Raw genomic sequence first — 16,145 nt, forward strand, 5'->3', positions numbered from 1 at the left:
GAGCTTCAGGTCAACAGAGAGAGGAGATGTCGCCTCATGAGTACTACTGCGGTAAATCTGGCGCTCGCCGCCGCTGGCAAGGAAAGCGCACACCTTCAGGACCGAAAAGACGTCGACGTACTGCTGATTGGCGCAGGCGTGATGAGTGCGACCCTGGGCACATGGCTGCAGGATCTCGAGCCTGACTGGTCGATTGAGATGGTTGAACGTCTTGATGACGTTGCCGTTGAATCCTCTAATGGCTGGAACAATGCGGGAACCGGCCATGCCGCGCTGGCGGAGCTGAACTATACGCCGCAAAAGGCGGATGGCAGCATCGACATCGCTAAAGCGGTGGCGATTAACGAATCGTTCCAGATTTCGCGCCAGTTCTGGGCCTATCACGTTCAGAAAGGCAACCTGCGCAATCCTAAAAGCTTTATCCACAGTACGCCGCACATGAGTTTCGTCTGGGGCGACGATAACGTTGAATTCCTGCGCAAGCGCTTCAATGCGTTGCAAAAAAGTACGCTGTTCCGCGGCATGAGCTATTCAGAAGACCGCGATCAAATCACCCGCTGGATTCCGCTGGTGATGAACGGGCGTGACAGCAAGCAGAAAGTTGCCGCCACCTGGACCGAGATGGGCACCGATGTGAACTTCGGTGAAGTGACGCGTCAGCTGATTGCTGCTTTAGAGAAGAAAGCCAATTTCCGCCTGCGTCTGCGCCAGGAAGTGCGTGACATTAAGCGCCTGAGCGACGGCCGCTGGCAGGTCAGCCTGCATAATCTGGCCAGCGGAGAAAACCGTGTGCTGACTACGCGCCAGCTGTTTATTGGTGCGGGCGGCGCGGCGTTGCCGCTGCTGCAGAAATCCGGCATTCCCGAAGTGAAAGGCTACGCCGGCTTCCCGGTGGGCGGCTCTTTCCTCGTTACGGAAAATCCGGACGTGGTGAAACAGCACATGGCGAAGGTATATGGCAAAGCCAGCGTCGGCGCACCGCCGATGTCGGTGCCGCACGTTGATACCCGCGTGCTGGATGGTAAGCAGGTGCTGCTCTTTGGCCCGTTCGCCACCTTCTCCACTAAATTCCTTAAGCAAGGTTCGCTGCTGGATATGTTCGGCGCGATGAATGGCAGCAACCTGAAACCGATGGTGCAGGTTGGCCTGAAGAGTTTCGACCTGGTGAAATATCTGGTTGATCAGGTGCTGCAAAGCGACAGCGATCGTATGGAAGCCTTGCGTGCTTACGTCCCGCAGGCGCAGCAGGAAGATTGGCGTTTAGTGACGGCAGGCCAGCGCGTGCAGATCATTAAAAATGACGAGAAAGAGGGCGGCGTGCTGCGTCTTGGCACCGAAGTGGTGACGTCTGAAGACGGTTCGATTTCGGCGTTGCTCGGCGCCTCACCTGGTGCATCAACCGCCGCACCGATTATGCTCGAGCTGATGGCGAAAGCCTTCCCGGAGCAGATGCGTTCACCGGAGTGGCAGACCAAAATCCGCATGGTGATCCCATCGTGGGGCCGCAAACTGAACGGCGATGTGGCGCTAACCGAGAAAGTGCTGGCCGACACCAGTCGCGTGCTGCAACTCGATTACGAACCCGTTGTTACACCAGATGCCGCCAACGATGAAGCGCGCGAAACGGCGCACGTGGTGGGGAAGTAATAAGGTGGTCTCAACCCAGGTCGCCATGAATGGCGACCCTACATTGTAGGGTGCGCATTCATGCGCACCGCAATCACTAGCTTAGCAGTACCGCGTCATACAGCATCCACGCCGTAGTTGCCACCAGCGATAACGCCATCAAACCGTTAAACGCCTGACGTTTCCACGCTACCTGCAGATGGCTGCGAAGGCGGTCGCCCAATGCAGCCCAAATCAAAATGCACGGCAGATTCAACGCTGCAAATCCCAATAATACGGTCAGCACGCCGTTGCTGTTGGCGTACATCAGCGCCACGTTCGTCACCATCAGCCAGGCTTTCGGATTCACCGCCTGAAAACAGATACCGCCCACTAGCGTCATCGGGCGCGGGCGTTCGCGCAACTCCGGCGCCCCGGCGCGGAATATCTTCCATGAGAGCCACAGCAGATAGCTGCATCCGACCACTGTCAGCGGCAGGCGAATCGCGCCCATCCAGTGCAGCAACACATCCAGCGCCATACTTGCCAGCAGCATCTGTATCGCACAGCCCAGCAGGATGCCAAACAGCATCGGCAGCGTGCGCCTGAAGCCAAAGTTGACGCCTGAGGTCGCCAGTAACAGATTGTTCGGGCCGGGCGTGATCGACATAACGGTGACGTAGCTGAAGAATGAGGGATCGAGCATGATGCGCTTCCTGATGAACCAATGTTGCATTTATGCTAATGCGGAGCGCGCGATGGAAACAGAGACACAAAACCACTATTGTAATGGATACAGTTGTCTTAAAACTGAATTGTACCCATCACGCGCGGAGGCTTTTGTGTCCCTTCCTCTTTCATCCGGCCAAACGCTGTATCAGCAGCTGGTCGATAGTTTTGCCGAGTCAATTCATCAGGGCACGTTAAAGCCGGGCAAACGCCTGCCGGCAATCCGGCGCGTGGCACAATCACATCAGGTTAGTATCAATACGGTGTTAAACGCCTGGCAAATCCTGGAAGATCGCGGCCTGATCGAATCACGTCCGCAATCGGGTTATTACGTGCGCGGCGTGCTGCCCGCCGTGACGCGCCCGGTTAAACCGCTTGCGGCAAAAATTAATGACCCCAGCTCGCAAAAGCTGGCGCTAATTGAGCAGGTGTTCGCCGCGCAGAATAATCCGGAGTACACCAATATCTCGCTCGCCTGTCCGCAGGATGGCACCTTCTATCCGGCGGCGCGTATCGGACGCATTACCGCCTCCATTTTGCGGCAGAATCCCGACATTATCGGGCGCTACGCGCTTCCGCCTGGTAGTGAGCGCTTACGGGAGGAGATTGCGCGCCGCGCGCTGCATAACGGCATCAATCTGCCGCCGCAGGAGATCACCCTCACCCACGGCTGCATGGAAGCGCTGCAGCTGGCGCTGCGTGCAGTAACCAAGCCCGGCGACTGCATTGGTCTGGAATCGCCAACCTATTTCTTCCTGTTTCCGCTGCTGGCGTCGCTGGGGCTGAAGGCGCTGGAAATCCCCACCGATCCGCAGCAAGGTTTGTCGCTGGATGCACTGGAGATGCTGCTGCAGGAGAAACGCATTCAGGCAGTGATCGCCATGCCCGGCGCGCAGAACCCGCTGGGTTATGTGATGCCGCTGGAGCATAAAAAGCGCCTGGCTAAGTTAGTGAATACTTACCACGTTCCGCTGCTGGAAGACGGCTTGTACGACGAATTGCAATTTGAGTGGCCGCTATCGCCGCCGGTGAAGGCCTTTGATAGCGACGGCTGGGTGATTTACTGCACCAGCTTTACCAAAACCGTGGCACCCGATTTTCGTATCGGCTGGACGGCCGCCGGCCGCTTTCATGAACGCATCGCCCAGCTTAAGGCGGTGTCCTCCATGGCAGAATCACGCCTGTTGAGCGAAACGCTGGCCGAGTTTCTTGCCAGCGGCGGTTACGATCATCATCTGCGCACGCTGCGGCGGCGCTATGCCGCAAATCTCGATGCCGCGCGCGGGATGCTGGCGCGCCACTTCCCACAGGGCACGCGCGCTACCCTGCCGCGCGGCGGATTTGTCTTTTGGGTAGAACTGCCGGGCAAAGTCGATACCGTGGAGATGTTTCATCGTCTGCTGCAAGAGCAAATCTGTGTAACGCCGGGCGCGCTCTACTCGCTGAGCAATCGCTATACGCACGCGTTGCGCCTCTCCTGCTGCTATCCGTTTGATGAGCGTTATACGTGGGCATTGCAGCGCACGGGCGCGCTGGCCTGCGAAATGACAGGCCTCGCTCCGGGGCAGGATCAGGGCTTGCCGTTGCGGCCCCAGGTGGTGTAAGGCTCACGCTCGGTCAGGCGCTCGTAATACGTTTGTACCGCCGGGAAGGGAGGATGCTCAAGCGGTGTTTCATACCAGCGATTCACCGCTAATCCCACGGGAATGTCTGCCAGCGAGAAATTGCGGCCTGCAACGTAGCGCCCGGTTTTTTCCAAATGCGCGTTGAGAATGTTCATGGTGTGCGTCCAGCCTTTGACGGCCGCCGCCAGCAGGCGGGGATCCTGATGTGCTGGCGAGTTACGCACCAGCGACATAAATGCATAGCGCCAGGAGGTATTCAGCTCGGTGGCTTGCCAATCCATCCACTGATCGACCGGCGCACGGGCGCGCGGATTCTCTGGGTAGAGCCATTCGCCGCCGTTGCTATTAGCCAGATAGCGCAAAATAGTGTTGGATTCCCACAGCACGAAATCGTCCTCGATAATCACCGGGACCATTGCATTGGGATTGAGAGCCATAAACTCGGGCGAGTGCAGCGATTGCGGATCGTCGCCCCAGGGTTCAGATTCATACGCGATATCCAGTTCTTCGCACAGCCACAGAACTTTTCGCACGTTAATAGACGAAGTACGGCCAAGCACTTTTAACATTGCAGTCTCCAATTGCAGAATTCTTAATCTATTCATAGCCCTGTTGCTGGCCTTTCGCAATCGGCAGGATGTAAATCCGGATTTCAGACAACCTCAACGAGGAAGGAGTGACAATGCAGGTCGCATTTAAACAAGTGGATGTGTTTACCTCATCGGCGTTCAAAGGCAATCCGCTGGCGGTGATTATGGATGCGCAGGGATTAAGTGACGCGCAGCTGGCAGCAATCGCGCGCTGGACGAATCTGTCGGAAACCACCTTTGTGCTGCCGCCGCAAGATGAAGCGGCAGATTACCGCGTGCGCATTTTTACCGTAGAAGGTGAACTGCCCTTTGCCGGTCATCCAACGCTCGGCACCGCGCACGCGCTACTCGAAGCGGGTTGGCCGCTAAAAACGCCGGGCAAGATTGTGCAGGAGTGCGGCGTTGGCCTGGTTGAGGTGAAGATTAGCCACGACGGCGCGCTGGCCTTTGCTGCCCCCGCCGCCACCTTAACGCCTTTTAGCGATGCGCTGATGAGCAGTGCGCTCAACAGCGAAGCCTTCGATCTCAGCCAGGCACCCACCATCGTCGATATGGGCATTCGCTGGCTGCTGATTCCACTGAGCAGCGCGCAGGCGGTACTGGATGTGGTGCCCTCGGTGGCCGATTTACATCGTCTGCAACAGCATGCCGATGTTAACGGCACGATGATTTTTGGCGCGCTACCCGCGGGTGAAAACGAGCAGTACGAAGTACGCGCGTTGCTGGTTGAGAATGGCAGTTTGACCGAAGATCCGGTTACCGGTAGCGCCAATGCGTGCCTGGCACGCTACTTCGCCGCCCAGGGCCAAACGCGTGATTATCGGGCGCGCCAGGGCAGCGTGATTCAGCGTGAAGGTCGCATTCAGGTGAGTTTTAGTGATGCAGCGATCTGGATTGGCGGCCAAACGGTGACGGTGATTGATGGGACGATTGCGGTGTAAGGTTGCCATTTATGGCAACCTGGCTGGCGTCGCTGTTTAATGAGGTCGCCATTAATGGCGACCCTACGAATTACAGTGCTTGGCCACCTGAGGCTTCAATGCGCTGCGCGGTGATCCAGCTGGTTTCATCGCTGAGAATTGCGCTAATGGCGTCACCAATATCATCCGGTAATCCCACACGACCCAGCGCAGTCACCGAAGCGATGTGGTCGTTGAGATCTTTGGTATCACGTACGTGGCCACCGCCAAAATCGGTTTCTATCGCTCCTGGCGCCAGAATGTTGACGCGGATGCGGCGTTCACCCAGCTCTTTAGCCTGATAGCGGGTTAATACTTCCATCGCGCCTTTCATCGACGCGTAAGTGCCAGAACCTGGCAGCGTCATACGCGTTAAGCCACTGGAAATGTTGAGGATGCGCGCACCATCCACCAGCAGTGGCAGCAGTTTCTGCGTCAGGAAATAGGGCCCTTTGAAATGCACATTCACCAGTGCGTCGAACTCATCTTCCGTGGTATCGGCAAAGGGCTTGTAGTGGCCGTGGCCGGCGTTGTTCACTAAATAGTCAAAGTTGTCACGCTGCCAGGTTTTTTGCAGCGCCTCTTTTACCTGGGCCACAAAGCCATCAAATTGCCCCGTGTCGCCAACATCCAGCTGCAGCGCCACTGCACGCGCGCCCAGCGCTTCAATCTGTTGTACTACCGCCTGCGCTTCTTCAGCATGGTTGCGATAGGTAAACAGGATATCGGTGCCTTTAGCGGCCAGTTTCAGCGCGCCATTTTTGCCTAAACCGCGATTTCCGCCGGTAATCAATGCAATTTTATGACTCATGTTTCGCTCCAGTTGGAAAATTGAACACGGGATAAGGATATTCGCGAATAATTGATCTATAAACGCAGAGGAATACGCAGCACTGTTTCACTAACAACAACAATCGGTGAACAACATGGATAAAATTCACGCAATGCAGGTTTTTGTGCGGGTGGCAGAAATGGGCAGTTTTACCCGTGCGGCAGAAAGTCTCGGTTTACCGAAAGGCAGCGTTTCACGCCAGCTACAGGCGCTGGAAAATCAAATGGGTACGCGCCTGCTGCATCGCACCACGCGCCGCGTGCATCTGACTCAGGATGGCCTGGTCTATTACGATCGCTGCCTCGATTTACTATCGATGCTCGACGACATGGACAGCCTGTTTCAGCACGATCCCGGCACCTTAAGCGGCAAACTGCGCGTGGATATGTCGGTGGCGATGGCGACCGGCTTTGTGTTGCCGCGCCTGCCGGAGTTTTTACAGCACTATCCTGGCGTGGAGATTGAGCTGAGCAGCAGCGATCGTCAGGTGGATGTGATTCGTGAAGGCTTTGACTGCGTGGTACGCGTGGGCGAGCTGAAAGATTCCGGCCTGATTGCGCGCAAAATTGGCACTCACGCCTTGATCAACTGCGCCAGCGCCGACTACCTTTCCCGCTTCGGCATGCCGGTGCGGCTGGAAGATTTGTCGCAACATGCGATGGTGCATTACAGCCAACAGCTTGGGCAACCTTCACAGGGCTTTGAGTATTTTGATGGCAAACAGTGTCATTACATTCAAACCGGCGGCGTGGTGACGGTAAACAGCACCGAGACCTATCGTGCCGCGTGTCTCGCCGGTCTCGGCATTATTCAGGTACCGGCGATTGGCGTACAGCCGCTGCTGGAATCAGGACAGCTGGTAGAAGTGCTGCATCACTTCCCGGCGAAACCGATGCCGATCTCGCTGCTTTATCCGCATCGTCGTAACGTGGCGCGTCGCGTGCGAGTGTTTATGGAGTGGCTCAGCCAAGTCCTACAAGAGTATGTGACATAAGACGCTATAATTGTATTTTCGCAGTGAACAGGATAACTATCGTCTATGACGGACAACACCCCTAAAGAGAGCGCGGCTGAGGCAGAAGCCAAGCCGCTGATTGATATCAAAACCGGTAATAAAACCGTAGATGGCTCGATCCAAAACGTTTCGCGCTTTGCCGCCTGGTTTCAGGCGATTCCCGCGGTCGCACATTTTTTGCGTGCGCTTGAACGCTTTAACGATCGCCTCGGCAGCCAGTTTGGCGCGGCTATAACCTACTTCTCATTTCTCTCCCTGATACCGATTTTGATGGTCTCCTTTGCGGCTGTCGGCTTTGTGCTGGCGTCGAATCAGGATTTGCTCACCGAGTTGATCAACAAAATCGTTAACAGCATCAGCGATCCTACGTTGGCTACCACCCTGAAAAACACGGTGAATACCGCGATTCAGCAACGTGCTACGGTAGGATTGACCGGTTTGCTGCTGGCGCTGTACTCCGGCATCAACTGGATGGGCAATCTGCGTGAAGCGGTGCGCGCGCAGTCGCGCGATGTATGGGAACGTAAGCCAGATGACCAGGAGAAGTTCTGGAAAAAGTACGCGCGTGATTTGCTTTCACTGCTTGGTTTGATGTTTGCGCTGGTGATTACGCTGTCGCTGACCTCCATTGCGGGTGCGGCGCAGGCGGCAATTGTGAATGCGCTGGGATTGCAGGATATTGAGTGGCTGCGACCAGCGATGACAATCATCGCGTTATCGATCTCTATCTTCGCGAACTACCTGCTGTTCCTGTGGATCTTCTGGATTCTGCCGCGCCATAAGCCGCGTAAGAAAGCGCTGTTCCGCGGTACGCTGCTGGCAGCAATTGGCTTTGAGGTGATTAAATTTGTGATGACGCTGACCCTGCCAAAACTGGCAACCTCGCCTTCTGGCGCGGCCTTTGGTTCGGTGCTTGGCTTAATGGCCTTCTTCTACTTCTTTGCACGTCTGACGCTGTTCTGCGCGGCGTGGATCGCCACGGCGAAATACAAAGATGATAAAGAGATGCCGCAACCGCATCAGGCAAAATAGGCTGGCTCACTTGTTACATTTTCTCAACTAGCTAAAAATGTTTCCTGCTGGCTGCTTTTCCAGCAAAAACCAGCAGGAAACGCTGAAGGGTCACTTTAATTTGGCCCTTTTGCAGAGATTCACGCCAAAAAAGTGACACTTCCCGTTCCCATCCGCCACTGATTGCATCAACTCAGAAATTATCCACTTTTTCGCCGAAAAAGCCCGGTCTGACGCGGTTTTTCGCCATTGAATGCCGCAAACCAGGTGCGTAAGATTCTCTGTCTACATTTACAATTAAGAAACACTTATGCAAGCCTCCATCACAGAAACACTCGACCAAAAACACGACGACACGCCGGTCAATTCACGCGGCAAAGTGGTTGTGGCATCGCTTGTCGGCACCGCCATCGAATTCTTCGATTTCTATATTTATGCCACTGCCGCGGTGATTATTTTCCCGCATATCTTCTTCCCGCAGGGCGATCCAACCGTCGCCACGCTGCAATCACTGGCTACCTTCGCCATCGCCTTCGTTGCGCGCCCTATCGGCTCTGCGCTGTTCGGGCACTTTGGCGATCGCGTCGGCCGTAAAGCCACCCTGGTGGCATCGCTGCTGACCATGGGCGTTTCGACAGTGCTGATTGGTTTGCTGCCGAGCTATCAAACCATTGGCGTGGCTGCCCCGCTGCTGCTGGCGCTGGCGCGTTTTGGTCAGGGTCTTGGCCTGGGCGGCGAATGGGGCGGTGCGGCACTTTTAGCGACCGAGAATGCGCCCGCAAAGAAACGCGCGCTTTATGGTTCATTCCCACAGCTTGGCGCGCCGATTGGCTTCTTCTTCGCCAACGGCACCTTCCTGTTGCTGTCATGGCTGCTAACCGATGAGCAGTTCATGAACTGGGGCTGGCGCGTGCCGTTTATCCTTTCTGCAGTGCTGGTGCTGATTGGCCTGTATGTGCGCGTTTCGCTGCATGAAAGCCCGGTGTTTGCCAAAGTGCAGAAAGAGAATAAGCAGGTGCGGATGCCGATTGGTACGCTGCTGAGCAAGCATTTAACGGCGACCATTCTCGGTACCTTCATCATGCTTGCCACCTATACGCTGTTCTACATTATGACCGTCTACTCGATGAGTTACGGCACCGCACCCGCCCCGGCAGGCCTCGGTTATTCGCGTAATAGCTTCCTGTGGATGTTGATGGTGGCAGTGATTGGTTTTGGTGTGATGGTGCCGATTGCCGGTTTGCTGGCCGATCGTTTTGGTCGCCGTAAAACCATGATCACCATTACGCTGATGATTATCGCTTTTGCGTTGATGTTCCCCGTGCTGCTCGGTTCGGGTTCTCAGGTGCTGGTGATGGGCTTCCTGATTCTCGGTTTGAGCATTATGGGTTTGACGTTTGGTCCAATGGGCGCGCTGCTGCCTGAGCTGTTCCCGACCGAAGTACGTTATACCGGCGCGTCGTTCTCCTATAATCTTTCGTCGATTCTTGGTGCGTCGGTTGCGCCCTATATCGCCACCTGGTTAAACGCCAATTACGGTTTGCAGGCGGTAGGTTTCTATCTGGCTTCAATGGCAGTGCTGACGCTGATTGCGCTGATTGCCTGTAAAGAGACCCGTAATCAGACGCTGTATGAAGCGGTGTGATTTGATTGAGCGTCAAGAGAACCCGGCTTTTAGCCGGGTTTTTTATTGATTGAGATAAGGTATGCGGAAACCAGGTCGCCATGAATGGCGACCCTACGATGTTGTATAGTCAGCATTCATGCTGAACCGATCGAATCCCACATAATAAAAAACCCCGGCAAGCCGGGGTTTCTTTGTGCTGAAAACGGTGTCGTGCGTGGCTTAGCCCGCGACGGCGATACGTTTCATATCGGTCATGTAGCCACGCAGCTTGCGGCCTACCGATTCGATTGGGTGCTGACGCACCGCTTCGTTGACGTCACGCAGCTGCGCGTTATCAACCTGAGTGCCTTCAACCGCTTTACCCAAATCGCCTGGCTGCAGCGTGGTCATGAACTCTTTCAGCAGCGGAACGGCTGCGAAGGAGAACAGGTAGTTACCGTATTCTGCGGTATCTGAGATAACCACGTTCATTTCATACAGGCGCTTACGGGCGATGGTATTGGCAATCAGCGGCAGCTCGTGCAGTGATTCGTAGTAAGCCGACTCTTCGATGATGCCTGCGTCAACCATGGTTTCGAACGCCAGCTCAACGCCCGCTTTCACCATCGCAACCATCACTACGCCTTTGTCGTAGTACTCCTGCTCTTCGATTTTGCCTTCAAACTGCGGTGCATTTTCGAACGCGGTAGCACCGGTCTCTTCACGCCAGGTCAGCAGATTTTTATCGTCGTTAGCCCAGTCAGCCATCATGCCAGAAGAGAATTCGCCAGAGATGATGTCATCCATGTGCTTCTGGAACAGCGGCGCCATGATGGTTTTCAGCTGCTCAGACAGCGCATAAGCGCGGATTTTCGCCGGGTTAGACAGACGATCCATCATCAACGTGATGCCGCCGAACTTCAGAGATTCGGTGATGGTTTCCCAGCCGAACTGAATCAGTTTTTCGGTGTAAGCCGCGTCGTGACCTTCCGCCACCAGCTTGTCGAAGCACAGCAGAGAACCGGCCTGCAGCATACCGCACAGGATGGTCTGCTCGCCCATCAGGTCAGATTTCACTTCCGCAACGAAGGAAGACTCCAGCACGCCCGCACGGTCGCCGCCGGTGGCTGCGGCCCAGGCTTTAGCAATCGCCATGCCTTCACCTTTCGGATCGTTTTCCGGGTGAACCGCGATCAGCGTCGGCACACCGAAACCACGCTTGTACTCTTCACGCACTTCGGTACCCGGGCATTTCGGCGCCACCATCACGACGGTGATGTCTTTACGAATGGTTTCGCCCACTTCAACGATATTGAAACCGTGTGAGTAACCCAGCGCCGCGCCATCTTTCATCAGCGGCTGAACAGCCTGAACGACGGCGGAGTGCTGTTTGTCCGGCGTCAGGTTAACCACCAGATCGGCTTGCGGGATCAGTTCTTCGTAGGTGCCGACTTTGAAGCCGTTATCGGTGGCTTTACGGAAAGAAGCACGCTTCTCAGCAATCGCTTCAGCACGCAGGGCATACGCCACATCCAGACCAGAATCACGCATGTTCAGACCCTGGTTCAGACCCTGAGCACCACAGCCAACGATGACCACTTTTTTGCCTTTCAGGAAGCTTGCGCCATCGGCGAATTCATCGCGCGCCATAAAGCGACACTTGCCCAGCTGCGCTAACTGGTTGCGCAGATTCAATGTGTTGAAGTAATTAGCCATGGGTACTCCGGTTAGATGTTGTGTTTGTTTTTGTTCAGGAACAGCGTTGTCTATTACGCCGCGAATGACCCCATCATATGACAGGAAATCTATTGCTTAAATTGATATATTAGCAAGGTCACATTGCAGAAATTGCAACATAACGTTGAGGCGACAAGCGCATGGATTTACGAGACCTGAAACTGTTTCTTCATTTGGCGGAAAGCTGCCATTTCGGACGTACTGCGCGCGCCATGCACGTCAGCCCATCCACCCTTTCGCGCCAGATTCAGCGCCTGGAAGAGGATGTCGGCCACGCGCTATTTCTGCGTGATAATCGTACCGTTACGCTGACCGAAGCCGGTGAGCGTCTGCGCCAGTTTGCGCAGCAGACGTTGCTGCAATACCAGCAGCTGCGCCATGTGATGGATCTCAACGGTCCGTCACTCAGCGGCGAACTGCGCCTGTTTTGCTCGGTGACGGCCGCTTACAGTCATCTGCCACCGATTCTCGACCGCTTCCGTGCCGAACATCCGCAGGTGGAGATCAAGCTCACCACCGGTGATGCCGCCGATGCGATTGAGATGGTGCAGTCCGGTGACGCCGATCTCGCCATTGCCGGCCGACCTGAATCGCTGCCTGCCAGTATAGATTTTACGCCACTGGGCCTGATCCCGCTGGTGCTGATCGCCCCGGCGCTGCCTTGTCCGGTGCGCAGCCAGGCAACGCAGGATGAGCCGGATTGGGCGCAAATTCCGTTTATCCTGCCGGAACAAGGGCCTGCGCGCCGCGGCATTGATTTGTGGTTCCGCCGCCAGCGCATCCCCAATCCGCAGATTTACGCCACGGTTTCGGGACACGAGGCGATTGTCTCGATGGTGGCGCTGGGCTGTGGCATTGCGCTGCTGCCGGATGTGGTGCTGGAAAACAGTCCGGAACCGGTGCGCAATCGCGTGTTAACGCTGGAGAATGTGGAATCTGTTGCGCCGCTGGAGCTTGGCGTGTGCGTACAAAAAAAGCGGCTCGGGGAGCCGCTTATCAATGCGTTCTGGCACCAGCTGTAATTACTGCCCGGCGAGGAAGAAACGAAACGCCGGGTTGTTCGCTTCGTCGTGCCATTCGTAACCCAACGCGGTGAGATGAGTTTCGAAATCCGGCTCCTGCTCGTTAGCTTCAAACGCCGCCAGCACGCGACCGTAATCGGTGCCGTGGCTGCGATAGTGGAACAGCGAGATATTCCAGTGTGCGCCCAGCGTCTGCAGGAACTTCAGCAGCGCGCCCGGTGCTTCCGGGAACTCAAAGCTAAACAGGCGTTCACGCAGCGGCTTCGATGGACGGCCGCCCACCATGTAGCGCACGTGCAGCTTTGCCATCTCATCATCCGACAGGTCCACCACGTGATAACCGGCTTCGTTCAGCTGGTTGATGATTTCACTGCGCTCCTCCAGCCCACGCGTTAAGCGCACGCCGACGAAAATGCAGGCGTTATCCGCATCCGCATAGCGATAGTTGAACTCGGTGATTGAGCGGCCGCCGATGGTTTGGCAGAACTTGAGGAAACTGCCCTGCTGCTCTGGAATCGTCACCGCCAGCAGTGCTTCACGCTGTTCCCCCAGTTCGCAACGCTCCGAAACGTAACGCAAGCCGTGGAAGTTGACGTTGGCACCTGACAACACGTGCGCCAGACGCTCGCCTTTGATGTCATGCTGCTGGATGTACTTCTTCATACCCGCCAGCGCCAGCGCACCTGAAGGTTCCGCTACCGCGCGCACATCTTCGAACAGATCTTTTACCGCCGCACATATCGCATCGCTATCCACCGTGATGATGTCGTCGAGATACTCACGACACAGACGGAAGGTCTCATCACCAATGCGTTTGACCGCCACGCCTTCAGCAAACAAGCCGACGCGCGGCAAATCTACCGGCTCGCCGGCATCCAGCGCTGCTTTCAGGCAGGCTGAATCTTCCGACTCCACGGCAATCACTTTGATCTGCGGCATTAGCTGTTTGATCAGCACCGCAACCCCCGCTGCCAGACCACCGCCGCCCACCGGTACGAAGACGCGATCGAGATGCGCATCCTGTTGCAACAGCTCCATCGCCAGCGTGCCCTGTCCGGCGATGACCGCAGGATGGTCAAACGGCGGCACGAAGGTGTAACCCTGCTGTTCTGACAGCTCGATCGCTTTGGCTTTTGCCTCGTCGAAGTTGGCCCCAAACAGATAAGCCTCACCGCCAAATGCGCGCACTGCATCAACCTTGATGTCTGCCGTGGCCAACGGCATCACAATCAGTGATTTGATGCCAAGCGTGCTGGCCGAGAGCGCCACGCCCTGCGCATGGTTACCGGCCGAAGCCGTCACCACGCCGCGTGCTTTTTGCTCTTCATTCAGCCCGGCTATCATCGCGTACGCCCCGCGCAGCTTGAAGCTGTGCACCGGCTGGCGATCTTCACGCTTCACCAAAATGGTGTTGCCAAGACGCGATGATATTTTTTCCATTTTCTGCAGCGGCGTTACCTGGGCGATTTCATACACCGGTGAACGCAGCACGGCGCGCAAATATTCCGCGCCGTTGGGCGACGCGGGTAGCGGTTGAGACTCAGCCATCGGTTAGCCTCCCAGCTTGGACTTATCGCGCACCGCGCCTTTGTCAGCGCTGGTCGCGAGGGATGCATAAGCGCGCAGGGCGAAGGAGACTTCACGCACGCGGCCGTGCGGCGTGTAGGCCGCTTCGCCACGTGCCTGCTCTTCTTCACGACGGGCGTGCAGTTCGTTATCCGCCACCGCCAGCTTTATGCCACGGTTCGGGATATCGATTTCAATCATGTCGCCATCTTTCACCAGCGCGATGGTGCCGCCGCTCGCCGCTTCCGGAGAGGCGTGACCAATCGAAAGACCGGAGGTGCCGCCCGAGAAGCGACCGTCGGTGATCAGCGCGCAGCTTTTGCCGAGGCCCATCGATTTCAGATAGGTGGTGGGATAAAGCATTTCCTGCATGCCCGGGCCACCTTTCGGTCCTTCGTAGCGGATAACCACCACGTCACCGGCAACCACTTTGCCGCCAAGGATGGCTTCTACCGCATCGTCCTGGCTTTCGTACACTTTGGCTGGGCCTTTGAAGGTGAGGATTTCTTTATCAACGCCCGCGGTTTTTACGATACAGCCATCTTCTGCCAGGTTGCCGTAAAGTACCGCCAGCCCCCCATCCTGTGAGTAAGCGTGTTCGCGCGTACGGATGCAGCCTTCGCTACGATCGTCATCCAGCGTGTCCCAACGGCAATTCTGCGAGAACGCCTTGGTGGTACGAATACCGGCAGGACCGGCGCGGAACATATCCTTCACGGCCTGATCGTTGGTCAGCATGATGTCGTACTGATCGATGGTTTCACGCATGCTTTGCTGCAGAATGTTGCGCGCGCTGGAGTCGATTAAGCCGGCGCGATCTAACTCACCGAGAATGCCGATAACGCCACCCGCACGGTGCACATCTTCCATGTGATATTTCGGCGTACTTGGTGCCACTTTGCACAGCTGCGGCACCTTGCGCGACAGACGGTCAATATCGGAGATATTAAAATCGATCTCGCCTTCCTGCGCCGCAGCCAGCAGGTGCAGAACGGTGTTAGTGGAACCACCCATGGCAATATCCAGCGTCATCGCATTCTCAAACGCCGCCTTGGTGGCGATGTTGCGCGGCAGCATGTTGACGTCATCCTGCTCGTAATAGCGTTTGGTCAGACTCACGATGCGCTTACCGGCATTGATGAACAACTCTTTACGATCGGCGTGTGTTGCCAGCAGTGAACCGTTACCTGGCTGCGACAAGCCCAGCGCTTCGGTCAGGCAGTTCATGGAGTTGGCGGTGAACATCCCAGAACAGGAGCCGCAGGTTGGACAGGCAGAACGTTCAATCTGATCGCTGTCGGCATCGCTGACGTTCGGGTTGGCACCCTGAATCATCGCGTCCACCAGATCCAGCTTGATGATTTGATCGGACAGCTTGGTTTTACCGGCTTCCATCGGGCCGCCAGAAACAAAGATCACCGGAATGTTGAGGCGCAGTGCGGCCATCAGCATGCCCGGGGTGATTTTATCGCAGTTGGAGATACACACCATGGCGTCGGCGCAGTGCGCGTTAACCATGTACTCCACTGAATCGGCAATCAGCTCACGTGAAGGCAGTGAATACAGCATGCCGCCATGACCCATGGCGATACCATCATCCACCGCAATGGTGTTGAACTCTTTGGCTACACCGCCTGCTGCTTCGATTTCTTCAGCAACCAATTTGCCAAGGTCGCGCAGGTGCACGTGGCCCGGTACGAATTGGGTGAATGAGTTAACCACGGCGATAATCGGCTTACCGAAATCGTCGTCGGTCATTCCAGTCGCGCGCCACAAGGCACGGGCACCGGCCATGTTGCGTCCATGGGTGGTGGTGGCGGAACGGTACTTAGGCATGCTCTATTTACT

The 16,145-nt window shown here is 56.2% G+C and carries 13 protein-coding genes; 7 read left to right on the forward strand and 6 right to left on the reverse strand.

The window, feature by feature from the left end:
* Positions 1–36 precede the first annotated feature (36 nt).
* Positions 37–1,647 carry a malate dehydrogenase (quinone) gene (gene mqo / locus AC07WB_RS18635; RefSeq protein ID WP_494940992.1) on the forward strand — a complete coding sequence of 537 codons (1,611 nt, stop codon included), beginning with the start codon at positions 37–39 and terminating at the stop codon, positions 1,645–1,647.
* A gap of 76 nt (positions 1,648–1,723) precedes the next feature.
* Here mqo and AC07WB_RS18640 read toward each other — a convergent pair whose 3' ends face one another.
* Positions 1,724–2,311 carry a LysE family translocator gene (locus AC07WB_RS18640; RefSeq protein WP_400458773.1) on the reverse strand — a complete coding sequence of 196 codons (588 nt, stop codon included), beginning with the start codon at positions 2,309–2,311 and terminating at the stop codon, positions 1,724–1,726.
* Positions 2,312–2,447: 136 nt separating this feature from the next.
* On the opposite strand from AC07WB_RS18640, the gene AC07WB_RS18645 reads away from it, so the two are divergent.
* Positions 2,448–3,938 carry an aminotransferase-like domain-containing protein gene (locus AC07WB_RS18645; protein ID WP_494940993.1) on the forward strand — a complete coding sequence of 497 codons (1,491 nt, stop codon included), beginning with the start codon at positions 2,448–2,450 and terminating at the stop codon, positions 3,936–3,938.
* On the opposite strand, the gene AC07WB_RS18650 is transcribed toward AC07WB_RS18645, so the two are convergent.
* The gene (locus AC07WB_RS18650; RefSeq protein ID WP_097095682.1) at positions 3,905–4,528 is read right to left on the reverse strand and encodes a glutathione S-transferase family protein; all 624 of its coding nucleotides are present in this window, start codon (positions 4,526–4,528) and stop codon (positions 3,905–3,907) included. The genes AC07WB_RS18645 and AC07WB_RS18650 overlap by 34 nt on opposite strands.
* A gap of 113 nt (positions 4,529–4,641) precedes the next feature.
* Here AC07WB_RS18650 and AC07WB_RS18655 point away from each other — a divergent pair, with 113 nt between their 5' ends.
* Positions 4,642–5,490, forward strand: coding sequence for a PhzF family phenazine biosynthesis protein (locus AC07WB_RS18655; RefSeq protein WP_494940994.1), 849 nt, complete (start codon positions 4,642–4,644; stop codon positions 5,488–5,490).
* A 70-nt stretch (positions 5,491–5,560) separates the two neighbouring features.
* Here the strand turns inward: AC07WB_RS18655 and AC07WB_RS18660 are convergent, their stop codons facing one another.
* Positions 5,561–6,319: an SDR family NAD(P)-dependent oxidoreductase gene (locus AC07WB_RS18660; protein WP_097095680.1), complete on the reverse strand. Its 759-nt coding sequence runs from the start codon at positions 6,317–6,319 to the stop codon at positions 5,561–5,563.
* Between the two features lie 115 nt (positions 6,320–6,434).
* Between AC07WB_RS18660 and AC07WB_RS18665 the strand changes: the two genes are divergently transcribed.
* The 3 genes from AC07WB_RS18665 to AC07WB_RS18675 all read left to right on the forward strand — a co-directional run bounded on the left by AC07WB_RS18665 (position 6,435) and on the right by AC07WB_RS18675 (position 10,011).
* The gene (locus AC07WB_RS18665; protein ID WP_345827797.1) at positions 6,435–7,334 is read left to right on the forward strand and encodes a LysR family transcriptional regulator; all 900 of its coding nucleotides are present in this window, start codon (positions 6,435–6,437) and stop codon (positions 7,332–7,334) included.
* A 45-nt stretch (positions 7,335–7,379) separates the two neighbouring features.
* Entirely contained in the window at positions 7,380–8,387 is a 1,008-nt protein-coding gene (yhjD, locus tag AC07WB_RS18670) for an inner membrane protein YhjD (protein WP_097095679.1), read from the forward strand.
* 289 nt (positions 8,388–8,676) lie between these two features.
* Positions 8,677–10,011 (forward strand): MFS transporter, encoded by a 1,335-nt coding sequence (locus AC07WB_RS18675; RefSeq protein ID WP_097095678.1) that lies wholly within the window; start codon positions 8,677–8,679, stop codon positions 10,009–10,011.
* Between the two features lie 201 nt (positions 10,012–10,212).
* Here the strand turns inward: AC07WB_RS18675 and ilvC are convergent, their stop codons facing one another.
* Positions 10,213–11,688 (reverse strand): ketol-acid reductoisomerase, encoded by a 1,476-nt coding sequence (gene ilvC, locus AC07WB_RS18680; protein WP_097095677.1) that lies wholly within the window; start codon positions 11,686–11,688, stop codon positions 10,213–10,215.
* Between the two features lie 161 nt (positions 11,689–11,849).
* Here ilvC and ilvY point away from each other — a divergent pair, with 161 nt between their 5' ends.
* Entirely contained in the window at positions 11,850–12,731 is an 882-nt protein-coding gene (gene ilvY / locus AC07WB_RS18685) for an HTH-type transcriptional activator IlvY (protein WP_007888824.1), read from the forward strand.
* On the opposite strand, the gene ilvA is transcribed toward ilvY, so the two are convergent.
* Both ilvA and ilvD read right to left on the reverse strand, forming a co-directional pair.
* Positions 12,732–14,279 carry a threonine ammonia-lyase, biosynthetic gene (gene ilvA / locus AC07WB_RS18690; protein WP_097095676.1) on the reverse strand — a complete coding sequence of 516 codons (1,548 nt, stop codon included), beginning with the start codon at positions 14,277–14,279 and terminating at the stop codon, positions 12,732–12,734.
* Positions 14,280–14,282: 3 nt separating this feature from the next.
* On the reverse strand, positions 14,283–16,133 hold the full coding sequence (ilvD, locus tag AC07WB_RS18695; RefSeq protein WP_097095675.1) for a dihydroxy-acid dehydratase: 1,851 nt from the start codon (positions 16,131–16,133) through the stop codon (positions 14,283–14,285).
* Positions 16,134–16,145: the final 12 nt, after the last annotated feature.

Source organism: Pantoea sp. GW821-FHT03E06 (genome assembly GCF_059420725.1).

Bases quoted from the DNA above. Each gene is read 5' to 3' on its own strand.
- mqo (WP_494940992.1), top strand. From the start codon at position 37: ATGAGTACTACTGCGGTAAATCTGGCGCTCGCCGCCGCTGGCAAGGAA.
- AC07WB_RS18640 (WP_400458773.1), bottom strand. From the start codon at position 2,311: ATGCTCGATCCCTCATTCTTCAGCTACGTCACCGTTATGTCGATCACG.
- AC07WB_RS18650 (WP_097095682.1), bottom strand. From the start codon at position 4,528: ATGTTAAAAGTGCTTGGCCGTACTTCGTCTATTAACGTGCGAAAAGTT.
- AC07WB_RS18655 (WP_494940994.1), top strand. From the start codon at position 4,642: ATGCAGGTCGCATTTAAACAAGTGGATGTGTTTACCTCATCGGCGTTC.
- AC07WB_RS18660 (WP_097095680.1), bottom strand. From the start codon at position 6,319: ATGAGTCATAAAATTGCATTGATTACCGGCGGAAATCGCGGTTTAGGC.
- AC07WB_RS18665 (WP_345827797.1), top strand. From the start codon at position 6,435: ATGGATAAAATTCACGCAATGCAGGTTTTTGTGCGGGTGGCAGAAATG.
- yhjD (WP_097095679.1), top strand. From the start codon at position 7,380: ATGACGGACAACACCCCTAAAGAGAGCGCGGCTGAGGCAGAAGCCAAG.
- AC07WB_RS18675 (WP_097095678.1), top strand. From the start codon at position 8,677: ATGCAAGCCTCCATCACAGAAACACTCGACCAAAAACACGACGACACG.
- ilvC (WP_097095677.1), bottom strand. From the start codon at position 11,688: ATGGCTAATTACTTCAACACATTGAATCTGCGCAACCAGTTAGCGCAG.
- ilvY (WP_007888824.1), top strand. From the start codon at position 11,850: ATGGATTTACGAGACCTGAAACTGTTTCTTCATTTGGCGGAAAGCTGC.
- ilvA (WP_097095676.1), bottom strand. From the start codon at position 14,279: ATGGCTGAGTCTCAACCGCTACCCGCGTCGCCCAACGGCGCGGAATAT.
- ilvD (WP_097095675.1), bottom strand. From the start codon at position 16,133: ATGCCTAAGTACCGTTCCGCCACCACCACCCATGGACGCAACATGGCC.